Here is a 16,496-nt window from a genome sequence, read left to right as displayed (position 1 = left end):
GTAACCTAGTGGGCTAAGTAAAAACCGAGCAACAAAGAGTAAATGGCCCCTAGGCAGAACCCTTCGGGCAGCGCCTGTTTGGCATTTATGCTACGTTATCGCCTATTTATGGGGAACAACCACACTGCATAGGCTCTGCCTTGCCTAATTCCCAAACAGACTGCTGCAAATTCAACCTCGAAAGATAAACAGGCCCTAGAAAAATAAAACAATGTCACTCTCACAGGATCTAAATATGGCCAGCGAAATAAACTACATGAGCGGTTTTGGCAATGAGTTTGAAACCGAAGCGCTACCCGGTGCATTGCCTGTTGGGCAATTTACCCCACAAAAGGTGAAGTACAATTTATACACCGAGCAATTTAGCAGCACGGCCTTTACCGCCCCGCGAGCCGCTAATCGTCGCACGTGGCTGTACCGCCTTCGCCCATCGGTGGTACAAGGTGAATACACCGCTATAGATAACGCACTAATAAGAACAGCGCCTATAACTGAAGCAATTACGCCCCCTACAATGATGCGCTGGAGCCCTATTGATATTCCCACACAGCCCACTGATTTTATTGATGGCTTAATTACAATGGCTGCAAATGGCAGTGCCAATGGACAAACCGGTATGGGTATTCATGTTTATGTTGCTAACAGTTCTATGCAAGAGCGTTATTTTTGTAATGCCGATGGTGAGCTGTTGTTTGTGCCTCAGCATGGCGAACTGTTATTACACACCGAATGTGGAAAGCTCACAGTAAAGCCGGGGGAAATTGCCGTCATTCCTCGCGGGATTAAATTCTCGGTTGATTTAATTGATGAAACCGCACGTGGCTACATTTGTGAAAACTATGGTCACGCATTTGAACTTGCCGAGCGCGGCCCCGTCGGGGCAAATGGCTATGCCAACGACAGAGACTTTAAATACCCTGTCGCTGCATTTGAAGATAAAGAAGGTAGCTTTGAATTAGTCACTAAATTTAACGGTCATTTATTTAGTTGCCCTATTACACACTCGCCTTTTGATGTAGTTGCTTGGACCGGTAACAGCGCACCGTACAAATACGACTTAGCACGTTTTAATGTTATTAATACCGTGAGTTTTGACCACCCAGATCCTTCTATATTTACTGTACTTACCTCCCCTTCAGCCACTGAAGGCATGGCAAATGTAGATTTTGTAATTTTTCCACCGCGTTGGATGGTGGCAGAGAATACATTTAGACCTCCTTACTATCATCGCAATATTATGAGTGAGTTTATGGGCTTAATAGAAGGGGTTTACGATGCAAAAGAGCACGGGTTTGTACCAGGAGGCGCTAGTTTGCATAATTGTATGTCGCCACATGGGCCTGAAGCCGAGGTATTCGAAAAAGCATCTAACGCTGAGCTTGCACCGCAAAAATACGAGAACACGTTGGCCTTTATGTTCGAGTCTCGTTACATAATATCGCCCACTAAATATGCCCTTGAAGGAAAAGAGCGCCAAACTAATTACACTCAGTGCTGGCGTAGTATCACAAAACATTTTACAGGCGAGGAATAATAACAATGAAACTATACAGCTACTTTCGCTCATCTGCCGCATACCGTGTACGCATAGCACTTAATTTAAAAGGCATTGAGCATGATATGCAATTCGTTAATTTACTTAAATCTGAACAGCTAGCGCAGCCTTACTTAGATAAAAATGTGCAAGGTTTACTTCCTGCTCTTGAAACGGACGAAGGCGTATTAGCGCAATCACTCGCTATTTTAGAGTGGTTAGATGAAAGCTATCCGCAAACGCCGTTAATTTATGGCACTGCATGGCAAAAAGCGCAAATTCGTAACATTAGCTATGCAGTGGCATGTGATATTCATCCAGTAAATAATTTACGAGTGCTGAAGTATTTAAGCAACGAATTGGAGGTAGACGAGCAAGCTAAAGCTGCCTGGTATAGGCATTGGGTAGAGCTTGGATTTGAAAAAATTGAATTGATGCTAAGTGAAAACAATGGGTTTTGCGTAGGCAATACACCCACTCTCGCTGATATATGCTTAGTGCCACAGGTATTTAATGCGTTGCGTTTTAATGTAGATATGGCTGCGTATCCAAAAATTGCAGCCATTTATGCACGTTGTAATGCATTACCCGCTTTTAGTGACGCCGCGCCGCAAAATCAGCGCGATGCAGTTTAACTTTTTAATGCGCAGTGAATAACACTCACGTGCTCTATTAAATCAAGGCCCAGTTCGGTTAAATAGCCGCCATCTGGGCTGTCTATCACGCCTTTATCAAACAACCTTTGCGCCGCGCTTAATAAACTTGGTTCAGCATCCGAATGTAACTTAATCCCTTGCATTTTGCTCTCACGTGGAAATTTAGCTAATAACGTAAATTCATCTATCATTGTTTGATTAAATTGCATGTGTTCACCTTTTTATAATTGTGTGTTTAAGTCAGTGTTGTTTAACGCTATTACTTACCCTAGCATGTTTTTTAATCGTGTGTACTATTTTTAAACTATCAAAATTCGAGGTCGCTCATGCGCCATATTATGGTTTTATTTATTTTTTTAATTGCGTTCACTTTAGCCCCTAGCAGTTATGCAAAAACAGTCAAAACACATTCTCTTATTGACGCTAATGAGATTATTAATAAGGGTGATATTTGTTGGTACGACAACAAACGTTATAGTGAAGGCGCGCTGGTGCTAGTACATTCTTTTACCTTAGTGTGCGCTGCTAAAAACCCGCAGCATAATAACAGTGAGCTAATTTGGCTAAAATTAGATAAAAAAGGCAATATTGTTTATCCCACAAAGCCTAAAACCATTACGGTCAATTAGCGCTAAATGAGGATTTACGCTACAATGCGCACAGTTTAAATAAGTAGTATGGCTATGGATAATCAACCAAAAAATCCTCTTCATGGGGTAACGTTAGAACAAATTTTAGTAGAGCTTGAGCAGCGCTTAGGGTTTAAAGCCATGGGCGAGCAAGTAAACATTAAATGTTTTACCGACTCACCGAGTATTAAATCAAGCTTAAAATTTTTACGTAAAACCCCTTGGGCACGCGATAAAGTTGAAGCTCTCTACTTACATACGTTAAGTAACAAACCGCTGCGTAAACCCAAAAGCGCTCAGCGCCCTAAGCCTGCCAGCCAAAGCGATAGCAGTGGTTTTGTTTGGCCAAGCATTAAAAAGTAATACACAAAAATGCACGTTAAATACGTGCATTTTGTATTTTATAACTCCTTACTAATTACTTTTAACGAGGCAGGGTCAACTGTAATAGTAAGCGTATCCGCTGTTTTTATTTCACCATCCAGTACATACTTAATTTCTTCGTCTGCGGTTATCGTTACTTTTTTAGCGTTAGTGTGATGCGAGCTAATTGCTAAATGCGTTTGTGTAATACTACTAAACATAAGTTCAGCAATGCTTAACACGCGGGTGGTGTTTTCATCACTAGGTAGCAGCCAATTAATGTCTAATAGGCCATCTTCGTGATCGGGCTGACCACCTCCTTGAGCTAATAACGTAGTAAATGGCGCAGCATTAGCCACAATAAAGCTATTTGTATTTACTTCCTGCGTTTGATTATCATCAAGGGTGACATAAAGGGTTTGCGCTTTTTGCTCACTAAATGCCTTGAAAAAACCACTTAAATAGGCAAGCTGACCCGATTCGTTTTTTGAGTCTCTATCTGCTTTTTCTACCATTGATTGCTCATAACCAATCCCAGCTAACAACAGCATAAGCTCGTCATTACAATAGGCCGTATCAATTGTTTGGGTTTGCCCATCAATAATAAGATCGCAGGCCTGCTCAACAGGAATGATTTTAGAGCTAATACCCATGAGCACATGCGCTAAGGCATTCGCTGTGCCCATTGGGATAATTCCCAGCTTGCACTGCGTGTTTACCAACACACTTGCTACTTCTGTCACGGTTCCATCGCCGCCACAGGCAATTATTATATCTGGCTTATCGTTAATGGCTTGTTTAGCAAGCTCAATACCGTCTATTTCTTTGGTGGTGGTTAATACTTCTAAATCATAATACGCCGACAACCTAGCCACTATTAAATGCTCTTTGTCTTGCCACATTTTGGTACCCGACACAGGGTTTGCAATAATAACGGCTTTGTTTTTAATAACTAGCTCGCCCTTTTTATGTCGCTTTGCTAAATGACGAAGCTGATGCTTATTAAGATTTGCGGTTTCGCGGGTTTCTTTTATTTTCGCGAGCACTTGGTGAACATCGGCGTTTTTATCTTGGCTCAGTAAATACGCTGCCATAACAAATACCGAACGCCCTCTGCCCAGTGCACAGTGAACTACCACGCGGCGGTCTTCTTTAATATGATGATGTATCCAGTTAATGGCTTGGTTTAATTGCGAATGGGTAGGCACACTATGATCAAGCACCGGAATATTTAAATAACTAATATTTTCTTGTGTAGAGCTCCATTCTAAGCCATCAAACTCACACGTTACATCTAATATTGCCGTTATGCCGTTTTCTTTTAACGTATCTATATCAGAGGGGAACAATCGGCATGCTAAAAATAAATGGTCGTTAATTTTTTGAATGGGAGGGACTTTATCGTGCTTACGAGAATACGCATTGTAAATTTGAACACCCAGTAAAAAGGGCACAAATGCCCAGCGAATATAAAATGGGATGACACCATTTTCACGCTTTCTAAAAATTTTCGCCAAATTAAAAATGTAAGCACCACTGACAAGAATTAACGACAATGCACTCCAGTAAAATACCACTGCAAAATATACCGAGTTAACCTCCCACCCTATAAATATAAAAATTAACGCTAAAATTAAATAACTCGTTGCAGCCCACATATTTTCTCCTTTATTTTTACTGTTTTGGCACATTTTTTTACAGCTGTGTATAAGTGTAGTAGCAATTTACACGCCAACAAAAGTTGTTTTTTAGGAACAAAAACAACACTAAGTAACTGATATAAAATAAATAAAAGTAGCTAGCTTTAGCTGTATTCGCATATTAGGCGCTTTTTACACAGTAATCGGTCATTTTTTCTCACTACTCAAAGGTAACTGTTTATATTTAAAACTTGTTTCAATGTGTACAGCAGCTAATATAAATGTCAGCTTAAAAGTTTTTGCATCCAATCACTCTTTTCACACGTTTATTGAGAGTGTGTTTATCTTTATTGGTTAAATTTATAACAGCCTGTTTAATCTCTATTTCAAAGCGATTAAGTTGCGCTTAAATAAAACAATTTTTAATTCACGAAGCCCAACACACCTCGGTAATAATAAAAACAACAGGAACCTTATGGAAAACGACAATTTACTTCCTCTTTTGTGTAAAACAGCACAGGGTAACAAAGCCGCGTTTGCTGATTTGTATCAGCAAACAAGCGCAAAGCTTTTTGCGATTAGTTTAAATATGCTGTCAAACCGCGCGCACGCAGAAGAAGTACTGCAAGAGGCATTTATAAAAATTTGGCATAACGCGTCAGAGTACAACTCATCTAAAGGCACAGTTATTAGCTGGATGATAAGTATTGTGAGATACCGCAGCTTAGATGCATTGCGTTATCACAAGGTAAGAAAAGAGCAGGCAATGGGTGATGATGAATACGACGAACAAGCAGTCGATGTTAGTTACGACGAACAAACCAAACTTGTTAATTGTATTGAGCAACTTGATCCCCAACAAAAACAAGCCATTCATTTAGCCTATTACAAAGGGCTAAGCCATGGTGAGTTAGTCAATCACATAGAAACGCCCTTAGGCACAGTTAAAAGCTGGATCAGGCGTGGTTTGCAGCAGTTGCAGAGGTGTTTAACATTATGAATTATAATAAACCAGAATTACTTGATGCTTTAGCAGGGCAGTATGTATTAGGTACTTTAAAAGGCCTGGCACGAAAACGTTTTCAACGCTTAATGCTCAGCTTACCGCAAGCCCGAGAAGCCACTATAATGTGGGAGCAAAATTTAAATGATTTAGCCAGTGCAATTACGCCTCAAACACCCCGCGCGCAAGTGTGGCAGAATATTTTAGATACATTAGAACACACTAATCAACCCGTTAAAACGGTGATCAAACCAGCTACATCGCTGTGGCGCAATTGGTCATTTATAGCCACAGCTGCCTGTATTATCTTAGCATTTTTGGTTATTCAGCCCACAACTCAGCCCCAATACAGCCAACAAATTGCTTTAGTACAAAACCAAGATAAGCAATCACTGTGGTTTATTAACGTAGATGAGCAAACATTATCGGTTAAAGCCAGTGATAAACTCGTTGCGCAAACCGATAAAGACTATGAGCTGTGGATGATTTTAAAAGGGCAAGACACGCCAATTTCGTTGGGTCTACTGCCTAAAAACGGTGAAAAACAGTTACTCAAAGGCACGCGCTTTAAAGCGCAAGATATTGCCCTACTCGCTGTTAGCTTAGAGCCTTTAGGTGGCTCGCCAAACGGCCTACCAACACAAGTACTGTACACGACAGATTTAGTTATTTTATAACTAAATAAACGCGACTGGTTGGTCAAACTTTGTTTGGCCAACCTTTTTATTTACCTTGGGGTCTAGCGCCTTTTAACCATTAATATTTGATTAAACTAAAGTAGGCTTAATCGCACTGCGATGCTTATCATATTGTGTGCTCAATACCTGCTGCGTTATTTTAATTGCATACCCCCCCTGTAATAAGTATATAACCAAACCGCTTCAGCCTCTTTATCACTCTCTTATCACTTCCTTATCTAAATGCAAAACAGCCTGCTGAAAATTTAATCTTGAACGTTAAACATCCCTTTATTAACAGTAATAAAAAATATTTAACTTTTTTGCATCCATTGTGCTTTTTGCTTCGTTATTAGTTATGACTCCAATCAAAACTAAAGGAAAAAGTCATGAAAGCTTTAACTCCATCTATACTCGCAGTAGTAGTATGCAGTACCTTAGTAAGCACCTCTAGCGAGGCATCAAGTCATCGTGAAGCGCCGAACATTAGCCGCTTTCCAACCTTAGACTCTACCGACTTTTACGTATTTAATAGTTATGAAGCAGGCAGAGACGACTACGTTACATTTATTGCCAACTATATTCCTCTACAAGATGCCTACGGCGGCCCTAACTACTTTGCTATGGACCCAGATGCAACCTACAGTATTCATATTGATAACGACGGTGATGCAGTTGAGGATATTACCTTTGCTTTTAATTTTACCAGTATGCTGCCAAACGATAATCAAGGCGTGCAATTAACCGTTGGCCCAGAAGATAATCAGCGTACTGTATCTGTACCTCTTAAAAACGTTGGTGGTGTAGCAGCAGGTGATGATAGCGCCGCTAATTTTAGCGAGTCATACACACTCAGCATGATAAGCGGTCCACAACGCACGGGTACCAGTACAGCATTAAGTAATACCACCACCAGTTCAACCACGTTTAATAAACCGCTTGATTATATTGGTGACAAAACATTTGGTTCAATGGCTGATTACCAAACCTATGCAGATCAGTTTGTTTATCAAGTTTCGGTACCAGGCTGTGACAGTATGGCCAAAGTATTTGTTGGTCAGCGCAAAGACCCATTTGTCGTTAACTTAGGTAAAACATTCGATTTAGTAAATTACGTTCCCGTTGAAGGTGATAGTGCGCCAGGTGCTGGGGATGGCGGTGGTTTCCCTGGAGGGATTACACAAAGCAGTGAGAATGACGACCTCGTAGATAAAAACGTTACCTCAATTGCAGTTGAAATGCCTAAAAGCTGTATTGTAGGTGAAGGCAACGGCGTAATTGGTTCATGGACAACAGCGAGCCTACCTCAAGCACGCATTTTAAACCCTAACGCTAAATTTGCAGATAACGCGGTAAATGGCGGTGCATTAACGCAGGTTTCACGCTTAGGTAATCCATTAGTTAATGAGCTAGTTATTGGTATTAAAGACAAAGATACCTTCTCAACGGCTCACCCTAAAGACGATGCACAGTTTTTAGATTACGTTTCGCACCCGTCTTTACCAGAGCTGTTAAATATTTTATTTAAAGATGCAGTAAATACCACACTTGGTGCTAATTTAGAAACTCTTGCTCCAACTAACTTTCCACGTACTGATTTAATCACCGCATTTTTAACTGGTTTTGCAGGGGTAAACCAACAAGCCACCGTAACGCCATCAGAAATGCTACGTTTAAATACTGCAATTGCAGCCACAGCACAAACTGATCAGTCTGCATTTGGTGTAGCCGGTGATGATTTAGCAGGTTTTCCAAACGGGCGCCGTCCAGGTGACGATGTCGTTGATATTGCACTTCGCGTGGTAATGGGGCGTTTATGTCATCCTATTCCTGTAAATGGTGAAGACACCGACTTAGGTCTATGTACACCAGAGGATGCTGATGTAGGTACAGTGCCATTCACTGATGGTGCTCCAGTTGATGCAAGCATGATGGATGCCACTTTCCCATACTTAGCCACCCCACTTGCAGGCTCTAAATAAGGAGTAACGTATGCGTAATTTAAACCTTACCCATAGCAGTATATTGTTATGCGCTTTGGCACTAGGCGCGTGTAGCAGTGATGATGATAACAAACAACCCACACCGGTTGTAAATTCTGCGCCCAGTGCTAGCGATGCAATGTTAATTACACAAACAGAAGTTGAAATTAACGACATGTTAGTGGCCACCGATGCTGATGGCGATGCATTAACATACACATTAACTTCGCAGCCGACATTAGGTAACGCTGTAGTAAATAGCGATGGCAGCTTTACCTATACCCCAAACAAAGAAGCAACCGGTAGCGACAGCTTTATGTTTGGTGTATCAGACGGTGTTAACCAGCAAGTGACTGCAGCGGTAAATATAACCATTGAAGCACTGCAAGTGGACTTTGCACAATTTGCAAGCGATGCATTTAATCAAAGCCCCACTGCGCAACCGCTATCTACCAACGGACGTGTCTTTATCAATACAGACACAGACGTAAGCGGTATTTCATCGGGCGCTTCTGGTAACTAACTCAGTAAGTAAATTAAGCTGATGGCCATGGATGGCTTTTTTAAGAGGATAAAACAATGCGCAGTCATTATAAAAAAATGCTCTTTGTTTTTTGCGCTGCACTGTGTGTAAATAACGTGCTTGCAAAACCAATTACCCCAAAAGATAACGCAATTATTGCCTCAAGCAATGCAACATTAAGTGCTAATTTAACCCTTGAGCAACTCACTGCGCTGGTGCTAAATAGCCTATACATAGGCCAAACAGAGCGCTATCAAGGTGTATTAAAAAAACGCTTAAAAAACCTATATACCGCTTCTGCAACTGCACAAAGCGGTTATTTATATGCACGGGTACTTCAAAAGGAGCATGCGTTTTCGCATGCCATAGACGTTGCTAATAACGTATTAAAAACCCAGCCAGATCATGTAAACACACATTTATTACTCGCTAATATGTTGATGACACAAGGCAAATTTGAACAAGCTAAGCGCCATTGTGTGGCATTAATTGGTAACACCAGCCTATTAACGGCCAGCACGTGTGTGCTAGATGTACAAAGCCAACAGGGCAAACTTAGTGAAAGTTATCACGCGTTAGTTAAGCTTACGCAAAACAAAAACAGCAGCTTAGCGACAAAACATGTGCTCAGCGAAATGGCGTTTAGACTCAATAAATTCACCCGTGCGCAGCAGCATATAAATAATATTGATTTAAACACAGCCCCGGTGAGCCTCATTGTGCTGTGGGCCGATATTCAACTGCAGCAAAACAACCCTGAAAAAGTGCTTAATACACTCGGTAAACTTGCCAATAGCCACTCATCGCTTGAAGACGCTATTTTGCTCAAGTTAGCCATAGCTGAAAAACGCAGTAATATGCACACTAATACGGTGTGGCAACCGCTCATGCAACAGCGCGTAAAATTACGTGAACAACGCCAAGATACCTTCCATGCCAACGACTTAGCTAACTACTATATTCATGTACAAGCAAACCAAGCCAAGGCACAATACTGGGCAAATATAAATTGGCAGCAAGCAAAAATGAGTACAGATAAACACTTACTAAGCCAAGCAAATACGATGGTTAGGGATTCTTTATGAGTAAAATAAACGCGTTATTTGTTTTATTTATAGTTGCACTATTTGCCAACTTTAGCGTGCAAGCACATCAGTTGAGCACAAGCTACATTTCACTGGATAATACCAACAACGAAAAGCAATACACAGGCACCTGGCAAATAAATATTAGCGATTTAGAACAGCACATTGCGCTTGATGTTAACCAAGACACACAAATAAGCTGGGGCGAATTAAAATCACAAAAGTCGGCTATTAATCGCTATGCCAAAAATACTCTATCGGTTTTACAAAATGAGCAAACTTGCCCATTAACAATCACCGATAACTACCAATTAGATAATCATTTTAATGAAGCATATTTAGTTTTACCGCTAGTTTTTAGCTGTAACACTGATGCAGATGTAACGTTAACGTACCGCGCTTTTTTTAACCAAGACGCAAACCACAAAGTTATTGTAAATGTAAATCAGGTTTCGCGGGTTTTCACTATAGATGAGCAACAGCACACTTTTACCACTGGGCAATCGAGTTATTTAACGACTTTTAACCAATATGTTTATCAAGGCGTGTTACATATTTGGATTGGTATTGACCATATTTTATTTTTAATTGCACTACTTTTAACCTGCGTTTTAACACGCAATGATAGTCACTGGCAGGCAATAGCAAGTAAAAAGCACATTATTAAGCACACTGCGTGGATTGTGACTGCCTTTACCCTTGCGCATTCACTTACCCTTACTGCTACGGCTCTTAATCTTGTTTCGCCAAGTAGCCGCTGGGTAGAGCTAGGTATTGCAATCTCGGTATTATTTGCGGCTTTAAACAATGTATGGCCGGTTATATTACGCCTTGGCTGGCTTACTTTTGCGTTTGGTTTGTTACATGGAATGGGCTTTGCCAGTGTACTGAGTGAGCTTGGGCTCTCGAGCGATTATCAATTGCTCAGCATTTTAGCGTTTAACTTAGGTGTAGAGCTTGGGCAGCTGAGTATATTGTGTATTGCACTGCCGGTGTTACTAACCATGCGCAATAAACCTATTTACATAAAATGGGTGATGCCAATTGGCTCCCTTGCTATCGCTGCAATGGCAATATTGTGGTGCGTAGAGCGCATTTAGCATTAAAAAAGCGAGCCTTTTGACTCGCTTTTTAGTTTTCTATTACTTGGTTTTATCAAACGGCATTAGCAAGGTTTTCATCGCAGGCCTTAGCGCGATTAACACCGTTTCTTCGGTGAGCTCAGGGTAGAGCATCTTACGAAGCAGTAACCCCGCCATCATCGAAAAAATTACGTTAATGCGGCTTTCAAGTTCGTGTTCATCAGTGTCTTTAAGTGCACTACGTTCACTGGTGAGCAATTGACGCATGCGCCCCCGTGCTTGAATATCCATATCTCGTAAAAGCGAGGCCACTTTACTATTGCGACCCGCTTCCGCCATCATGTCTAAATCAACCACACAGGCACCGGTATCCATATGCCTTTGTACACCAATGTTTAAGCCATCTATAAGCGCTTGCAGAACATCACCAGGGTGATCTTCAAACTCCTGAAAGATAGAAAACATTTCTTCCATGTCTTTAGCAATAATACTTTCAATTATTGCCTCTTTGCTTTCAAAGTAGTTATATATATGCCCAGCGCTCATGCCTGCCGTACGGGATATTTCGGCCATGCCTGCGCCATGATATCCCTTGCGTTTAAAACACTCTGAGGCAGCACTAAGCACCTGCTCTCGCCTAGCTTGTGCTAATGCTGGGTCTGTATGCCTTTTAGCTTTCGTGCTCATAACCCTACTCCGGTATTAAGCGCATACTTAATACAGCGTAAGCTCATTGCATAGCTTAACTTAACAACACCTTTCATTTTACTGCTCTTGCACAGGTGTTTTAGCTATATTCCAGCCGCCACCTAAAGCTTTATACAAATTAATTTGGCTGGCAAGGTAAGCCTGCTGACCAGTTATTAACTGCTGTTGAGCCGAGTACCACGTCCGCTGTGCATCAAGTACCTGTAGGTAGCTATCAGCGCCTTTTTCGTAACGCATTTTTGATAAATCGTACGTTAGCTGACGCGAACTAATTAGCATATCGAGGGCATCAAGTTGCTCTTTGTAGCCTTCTCTATCTGCTAATGCATCGGCGGTTTCACGAAACGCATTTTGAATTTTTTGCTGGTACGTCGCCACCGCAATTTCTTGATCGGCCTTTGCCACATCAAGATTTGCCTGATTACGTCCCATAGTAAAAATTGGTAAGTTGATTGACGGTACAAAGCTCCACGTCCCTGAGCCTGAATCAAACAAGCCACTTAAATCGCTAGACGTACTGCCCGCAGTCGCGGTTAAGCTAATGCTTGGGTAAAACGCCGCACGCGCTATACCAATATTCGCGTTAGCGGCTAATAAAGCGTGCTCAGCGGCTTTAATATCAGGGCGCTGCGTTAATAAATCAGAGGGTAAACCAACAGGTACTTCTGGTAAATCCAGTAAATTAGTTAACGAGTTTGTCGGTAATAAATCACTCGATACAGGGCGCCCTACCAGTAAATCTAACGCGCTTTTATCACGTTTTAACAAGCGTTTATATGTTGCTATATCTACTTTTGCAGTGGCAACCGTACTTTTAAGCTGCTCAAGCGTAATTGCCGATGTAGCGCCTAAATCAAAGCTTTTTTGCGTAAGCGAGAGCGACTCCTGCTGCGAGCTTAATGTTTCTTTAGCCAGCTCTAATAGCTGTAAGTCAGTTGCGTAGTTTAACCAAGCATTAGCAAGCTCAGCAATGAGTGAAATTTGCGTGCTGTATTGTGTAAGCTCAGTGTTATAGAGGTTTTGCAGGGCTTGCTCAGACTGGTTACGTACCTTACCCCAAATATCTAATTCATAAGAGGTAATACCGACCGTTGCGCTGTACTGTGAGCTAATACCTGCTTCACCCGTACTGGTTAAGTCAGCCGGTAAACGTTGGCGCGTAGCCCCACCATTAAAATCTAATGAAGGGTATAAACCCGAATCTTCAATTTGGTATAAACCGCGTACACGCTGCACATTTAATACCGCTATTTGCATATCTTTATTATGCTCAAGGCTCAAGCTAATCAAGGTTTGCAATTTTTCATCATTAAAAAATTGCTGCCAATGTAACTGCTGCGCTGCTGCTTGCTCAGTGTCAGATACATAAGTATCTGGCACTGGTAAAGTAAGGTCTTTTTGCTCAGGGGCAAGTTGGCAGCCACTTAAAACAACTAATGTAATTGCGCTTAAAGTGAAGCGTTTAATGCTCATTGTGCGCTCTCCTTCTTATCGTCGGTGTTTTTCATTGGAAATACACGACGAACTAAAACAAAGAATAACGGCACAAATACCACCACTAAAATAGAAGAGGCAAGCGTACCACCTATAATCGAAATACCCAGTGCATTTTGCGCACCTGAACCGGCACTTGAGGCAATAGCAAGCGGTATAACACCACAAATAAAGGCCATTGAGGTCATTAATATTGGACGTAAGCGTAAGCGTACTGCTGCAATAGCCGCATCGACTAACCCTAGACCTTCTTGCATTTTATGAATCGCAAATTCTACGATTAATATTGCATTTTTAGAGGCTAATCCTATGGTGGTTAATAAACCTACCTGAAGGTAAATATCATTAGATAAACCTGCCATTACCGCGGCAACCGTCGCACCAAATATACCTAATGGCACAATAAGCATAACCGCAAACGGTACAGACCAGCTTTCATAAAGCGCTGCTAAACATAAAAATACAAACAATAGCGATAAACCGTAAAGTAACGGGGCTTGGCCACTGCTAGAGCGCTCTTGAAACGAAATACCCGTCCACTCAGAGGCAATTCCATTAGGAAGTTGTTTAACTAAGCGCTCCATTTCATCCATTGCTTGGCCAGTACTGTAACCTGGTGCAGCAGTACCTTGAATTTCCATTGCTGAAAAGCCGTTATAACGCTCAAGACGTGGTGAACCATAGGTCCAATACGAACTTGCAAAGGCTGAAAATGGCACCATATCGCCGCTGTCATTACGTACATACCACTTGTTTAAATCCTCTGGCACCATACGTCCTTGCGCTTCACCTTGTAGGTAGACCTTTTTAACGCGGCCACGGTCAATAAAGTCATTAACGTAACTACTACCCCACGCAGTTGATAGCGTGCTGTTAATATCAGCCTGAGACACACCCAGTGCTTGTGCTTTAGCAAGGTCAACATCAAGTTGCAGCTCGGGCATATCTTCTTGTCCGTTAGGGCGTACACCCGCCAAAATTGGGCTTTGACTCGCTAAACCAAGTAATTGATTACGCGCTGCTAATAAAACATCGTGGCCAAGTCCAACCCTGTCTTGTAAGAAAATATTAAAACCATTTGCAGTACCTAGCTCAACAATGGCTGGCGGCGGGAAAGCAAACACAAACGCTTCTTTAATCGTTGAGAAATAGCCCATTGCTTTACCTGCCACACCTTGCACAGATAAATCATCACGTTCGCGCTCATCCCAATGCTTAAAGTTTACAAACCCTATTGCTGAGTTTTGACCAGAACCTGCAAAGCTAAATCCGGTTACCGTAAAAATACCGTTAACAGCTTCAGATTGATCGTTTAAATAGTGGTTTTCTACTTTTTTAACCACTTCTAATGTTTCTTCGGTAGTTGAGCCTGCAGGCAGTGAAACCTGGTTAAACAAAATACCTTGGTCTTCATCAGGTAAAAACGCTGTAGGTAGGCTTGAAAAGATATACACCATGCCCGCAACAATAAGGCCATAACATAAAAGGTAGCGCTTAGATAAGCGGATCATACGGCTTACAAAACTTTGCGCGCCGGCATTTGTTTTATCAAACCCGCGGTTAAAACCACTGAAAAAACGGCCAAACATCGAGCTATTATCATGCACGTGGCTAGGCTTTAAAAGCGTGGCACACAATGCAGGTGTTAAAATAAGTGCTACTAATACCGAGAGCCCCATTGCTGATACCAGCGTAATAGAAAACTGACGATAAATAACACCGGTAGACCCACTAAAGAACGCCATCGGAATAAATACAGCCGACAGCACCATGGCAATACCTACTAGCGCGCCTTTAATTTCATCCATCGATTTACGTGTTGCTTCAAGCGCAGAGAGTTTTTCTTCACTCATTACACGCTCAACGTTTTCTACTACAACAATCGCATCATCAACCAGTAGACCTATGGCAAGTACCATCGCAAACATGGTTAATGTATTTATTGAATAGCCAAACGCGTACAAAATACCAAAAGTACCTAACAACACCACAGGCACAGCTATAGTTGGAATAAGCGTAGCGCGGAAGTTTTGTAAAAACAGATACATAACAACAAATACCAGCACAACCGCTTCTATTAATGTATGCACTACTTTTTCAATTGATAACGAAACAAACGGAGTAGTATCATAAGGAACAACAACATCTAAGCCTTCAGGAAAAAACGCTTTTAACTCTTCAATAGCAGCTTTTACACCTTCTGCGGTATCGAGTGCATTTGCCCCACTGGCAAGCTTAATACCTAAGCCCGATGCTGGTTGTCCATCGTAACGCGCTACAACACGATAGCTTTCACCACCAAGCTCTACACGGGCTACATCTTCAAGGCGTACAAACGAGCCATCGGCGTTTGCCTTAACTATAATGTCTTCAAACTCTTTTGCTGTTTGTAAACGGCTTTGTGCAGTAACGGTAGCATTAAGTTGCTGCCCTTCAATCGCAGGCATGCCGCCTAATTGCCCAGCAGACACTTGAGCGTTTTGAGCACTGATTGATGCACTAATATCAGCAGGGGTTAACTTGTAGTTTTGCAGCTTAGCTGGGTCTAACCAAATACGCATAGCATACTGAGAACCAAACAGCTGAACCTCACCTACCCCTTCAACACGCGAAACAATATCTTGAACATTAGATGACACATAATCACCAATATCGATATTCGTCATGCTGCCATCTTTTGATACAAAACCCAGTACCATTAAAAAGTTACGTGCAGACTTAGCCACCGATACACCTTGCCTTTGCACTTCTTCAGGTAGCAAAGGAGTGGCTGTGGCTAACTTGTTTTGCACTTGTACCTGTGCAATATCTGGGTCAGTTTCGGCGCTAAATGAAAGCGTAAGGGTTGCTGAGCCACTCGACTCAGAAGTCGATGACATATATAGCAAACCATCAAGGCCTTTCATTTTTTGCTCTATAACTTGGGTAACCGTATCCTCTAGGGTACGTGCTGATGCGCCCGGGTATGTTGCAGTAATACTAATTGCCGGCGGGGCAATTGACGGGTACTGAGCTATTGGTAAACTTTGAATAGCTAAAACACCTGCAAGCATAACCACGATAGCAAGTACCCATGCAAAGATGGGTCTGTCGATAAAAAATCGTGACATTAAAACTCTC

The 16,496-nt window shown here is 41.8% G+C and carries 15 protein-coding genes; 10 read left to right on the top strand and 5 right to left on the bottom strand.

What is annotated here, in order from left to right:
* Positions 1 to 235 precede the first annotated feature (235 nt).
* Both hmgA and maiA read left to right on the top strand, forming a co-directional pair.
* Positions 236 to 1,534 (top strand): homogentisate 1,2-dioxygenase, encoded by a 1,299-nt coding sequence (gene hmgA, locus PAT01_RS11230; RefSeq protein WP_154945481.1) that lies wholly within the window; start codon positions 236 to 238, stop codon positions 1,532 to 1,534.
* Positions 1,535 to 1,539: 5 nt separating this feature from the next.
* The gene (maiA, locus tag PAT01_RS11225) at positions 1,540 to 2,169 is read left to right on the top strand and encodes a maleylacetoacetate isomerase (RefSeq protein ID WP_154945480.1); all 630 of its coding nucleotides are present in this window, start codon (positions 1,540 to 1,542) and stop codon (positions 2,167 to 2,169) included.
* Here maiA and PAT01_RS11220 read toward each other — a convergent pair.
* Positions 2,166 to 2,399: a TIGR02647 family protein gene (locus PAT01_RS11220; protein WP_024031920.1), complete on the bottom strand. Its 234-nt coding sequence runs from the start codon at positions 2,397 to 2,399 to the stop codon at positions 2,166 to 2,168. The genes maiA and PAT01_RS11220 overlap by 4 nt on opposite strands.
* Positions 2,400 to 2,516: 117 nt before the next feature.
* On the opposite strand from PAT01_RS11220, the gene PAT01_RS11215 reads away from it, so the two are divergent.
* Positions 2,517 to 2,819: a DUF1496 domain-containing protein gene (locus PAT01_RS11215; RefSeq protein WP_154945479.1), complete on the top strand. Its 303-nt coding sequence runs from the start codon at positions 2,517 to 2,519 to the stop codon at positions 2,817 to 2,819.
* Positions 2,820 to 2,873: 54 nt separating this feature from the next.
* Entirely contained in the window at positions 2,874 to 3,182 is a 309-nt protein-coding gene (locus tag PAT01_RS11210) for a VF530 family protein (RefSeq protein WP_004588743.1), read from the top strand.
* Positions 3,183 to 3,220: 38 nt separating this feature from the next.
* On the opposite strand, the gene PAT01_RS11205 is transcribed toward PAT01_RS11210, so the two are convergent.
* A complete protein-coding gene (locus PAT01_RS11205) occupies positions 3,221 to 4,840 on the bottom strand; it encodes a diacylglycerol kinase family protein (protein WP_154945478.1) in 1,620 nt (539 codons plus the stop codon).
* Between the two features lie 457 nt (positions 4,841 to 5,297).
* Between PAT01_RS11205 and PAT01_RS11200 the strand changes: the two genes are divergently transcribed.
* From PAT01_RS11200 to PAT01_RS11175, 6 genes are all read left to right on the top strand, one after another.
* On the top strand, positions 5,298 to 5,822 hold the full coding sequence (locus PAT01_RS11200; protein WP_024031922.1) for a sigma-70 family RNA polymerase sigma factor: 525 nt from the start codon (positions 5,298 to 5,300) through the stop codon (positions 5,820 to 5,822).
* Positions 5,819 to 6,502, top strand: coding sequence for an anti-sigma factor (locus tag PAT01_RS11195; protein ID WP_154945477.1), 684 nt, complete (start codon positions 5,819 to 5,821; stop codon positions 6,500 to 6,502). Before PAT01_RS11200 ends, PAT01_RS11195 begins: the two co-directional genes overlap by 4 nt.
* A 389-nt stretch (positions 6,503 to 6,891) precedes the next feature.
* Positions 6,892 to 8,484, top strand: coding sequence for a DUF4331 domain-containing protein (locus tag PAT01_RS11190; RefSeq protein ID WP_029771656.1), 1,593 nt, complete (start codon positions 6,892 to 6,894; stop codon positions 8,482 to 8,484).
* Between the two features lie 10 nt (positions 8,485 to 8,494).
* Positions 8,495 to 9,007, top strand: a complete 513-nt coding sequence (locus PAT01_RS11185) for an Ig-like domain-containing protein (RefSeq protein ID WP_154945476.1) — start codon at positions 8,495 to 8,497, stop codon at positions 9,005 to 9,007.
* 56 nt (positions 9,008 to 9,063) lie between these two features.
* Positions 9,064 to 10,092: a hypothetical protein gene (locus PAT01_RS11180; protein ID WP_154945475.1), complete on the top strand. Its 1,029-nt coding sequence runs from the start codon at positions 9,064 to 9,066 to the stop codon at positions 10,090 to 10,092.
* A complete protein-coding gene (locus tag PAT01_RS11175) occupies positions 10,089 to 11,192 on the top strand; it encodes a HupE/UreJ family protein (protein WP_154945474.1) in 1,104 nt (367 codons plus the stop codon). The genes PAT01_RS11180 and PAT01_RS11175 overlap by 4 nt, the downstream gene beginning before the upstream one ends.
* A gap of 42 nt (positions 11,193 to 11,234) precedes the next feature.
* On the opposite strand, the gene PAT01_RS11170 is transcribed toward PAT01_RS11175, so the two are convergent.
* The 3 genes from PAT01_RS11170 to PAT01_RS11160 all read right to left on the bottom strand — a co-directional run bounded on the left by PAT01_RS11170 (position 11,235) and on the right by PAT01_RS11160 (position 16,486).
* Positions 11,235 to 11,861, bottom strand: coding sequence for a TetR/AcrR family transcriptional regulator (locus PAT01_RS11170; protein WP_154945473.1), 627 nt, complete (start codon positions 11,859 to 11,861; stop codon positions 11,235 to 11,237).
* A gap of 78 nt (positions 11,862 to 11,939) precedes the next feature.
* Positions 11,940 to 13,355 carry an efflux transporter outer membrane subunit gene (locus PAT01_RS11165; protein ID WP_154945472.1) on the bottom strand — a complete coding sequence of 472 codons (1,416 nt, stop codon included), beginning with the start codon at positions 13,353 to 13,355 and terminating at the stop codon, positions 11,940 to 11,942.
* Complete coding sequence (locus PAT01_RS11160) at positions 13,352 to 16,486, bottom strand: efflux RND transporter permease subunit (protein WP_154945471.1); 3,135 nt, start codon at positions 16,484 to 16,486, stop codon at positions 13,352 to 13,354. Before PAT01_RS11160 ends, PAT01_RS11165 begins: the two co-directional genes overlap by 4 nt.
* Between the last annotated feature and the right edge of the window lie 10 nt (positions 16,487 to 16,496).

Origin of the sequence: Pseudoalteromonas atlantica, from assembly GCA_007988745.1 — a bacterium.
In the GTDB taxonomy this organism is placed as follows: domain Bacteria; phylum Pseudomonadota; class Gammaproteobacteria; order Enterobacterales; family Alteromonadaceae; genus Pseudoalteromonas; species Pseudoalteromonas atlantica.
The sequence above is the reverse complement of the archived record's forward strand: the minus strand, read 5'-3'. Positions and strand labels throughout refer to the sequence as shown.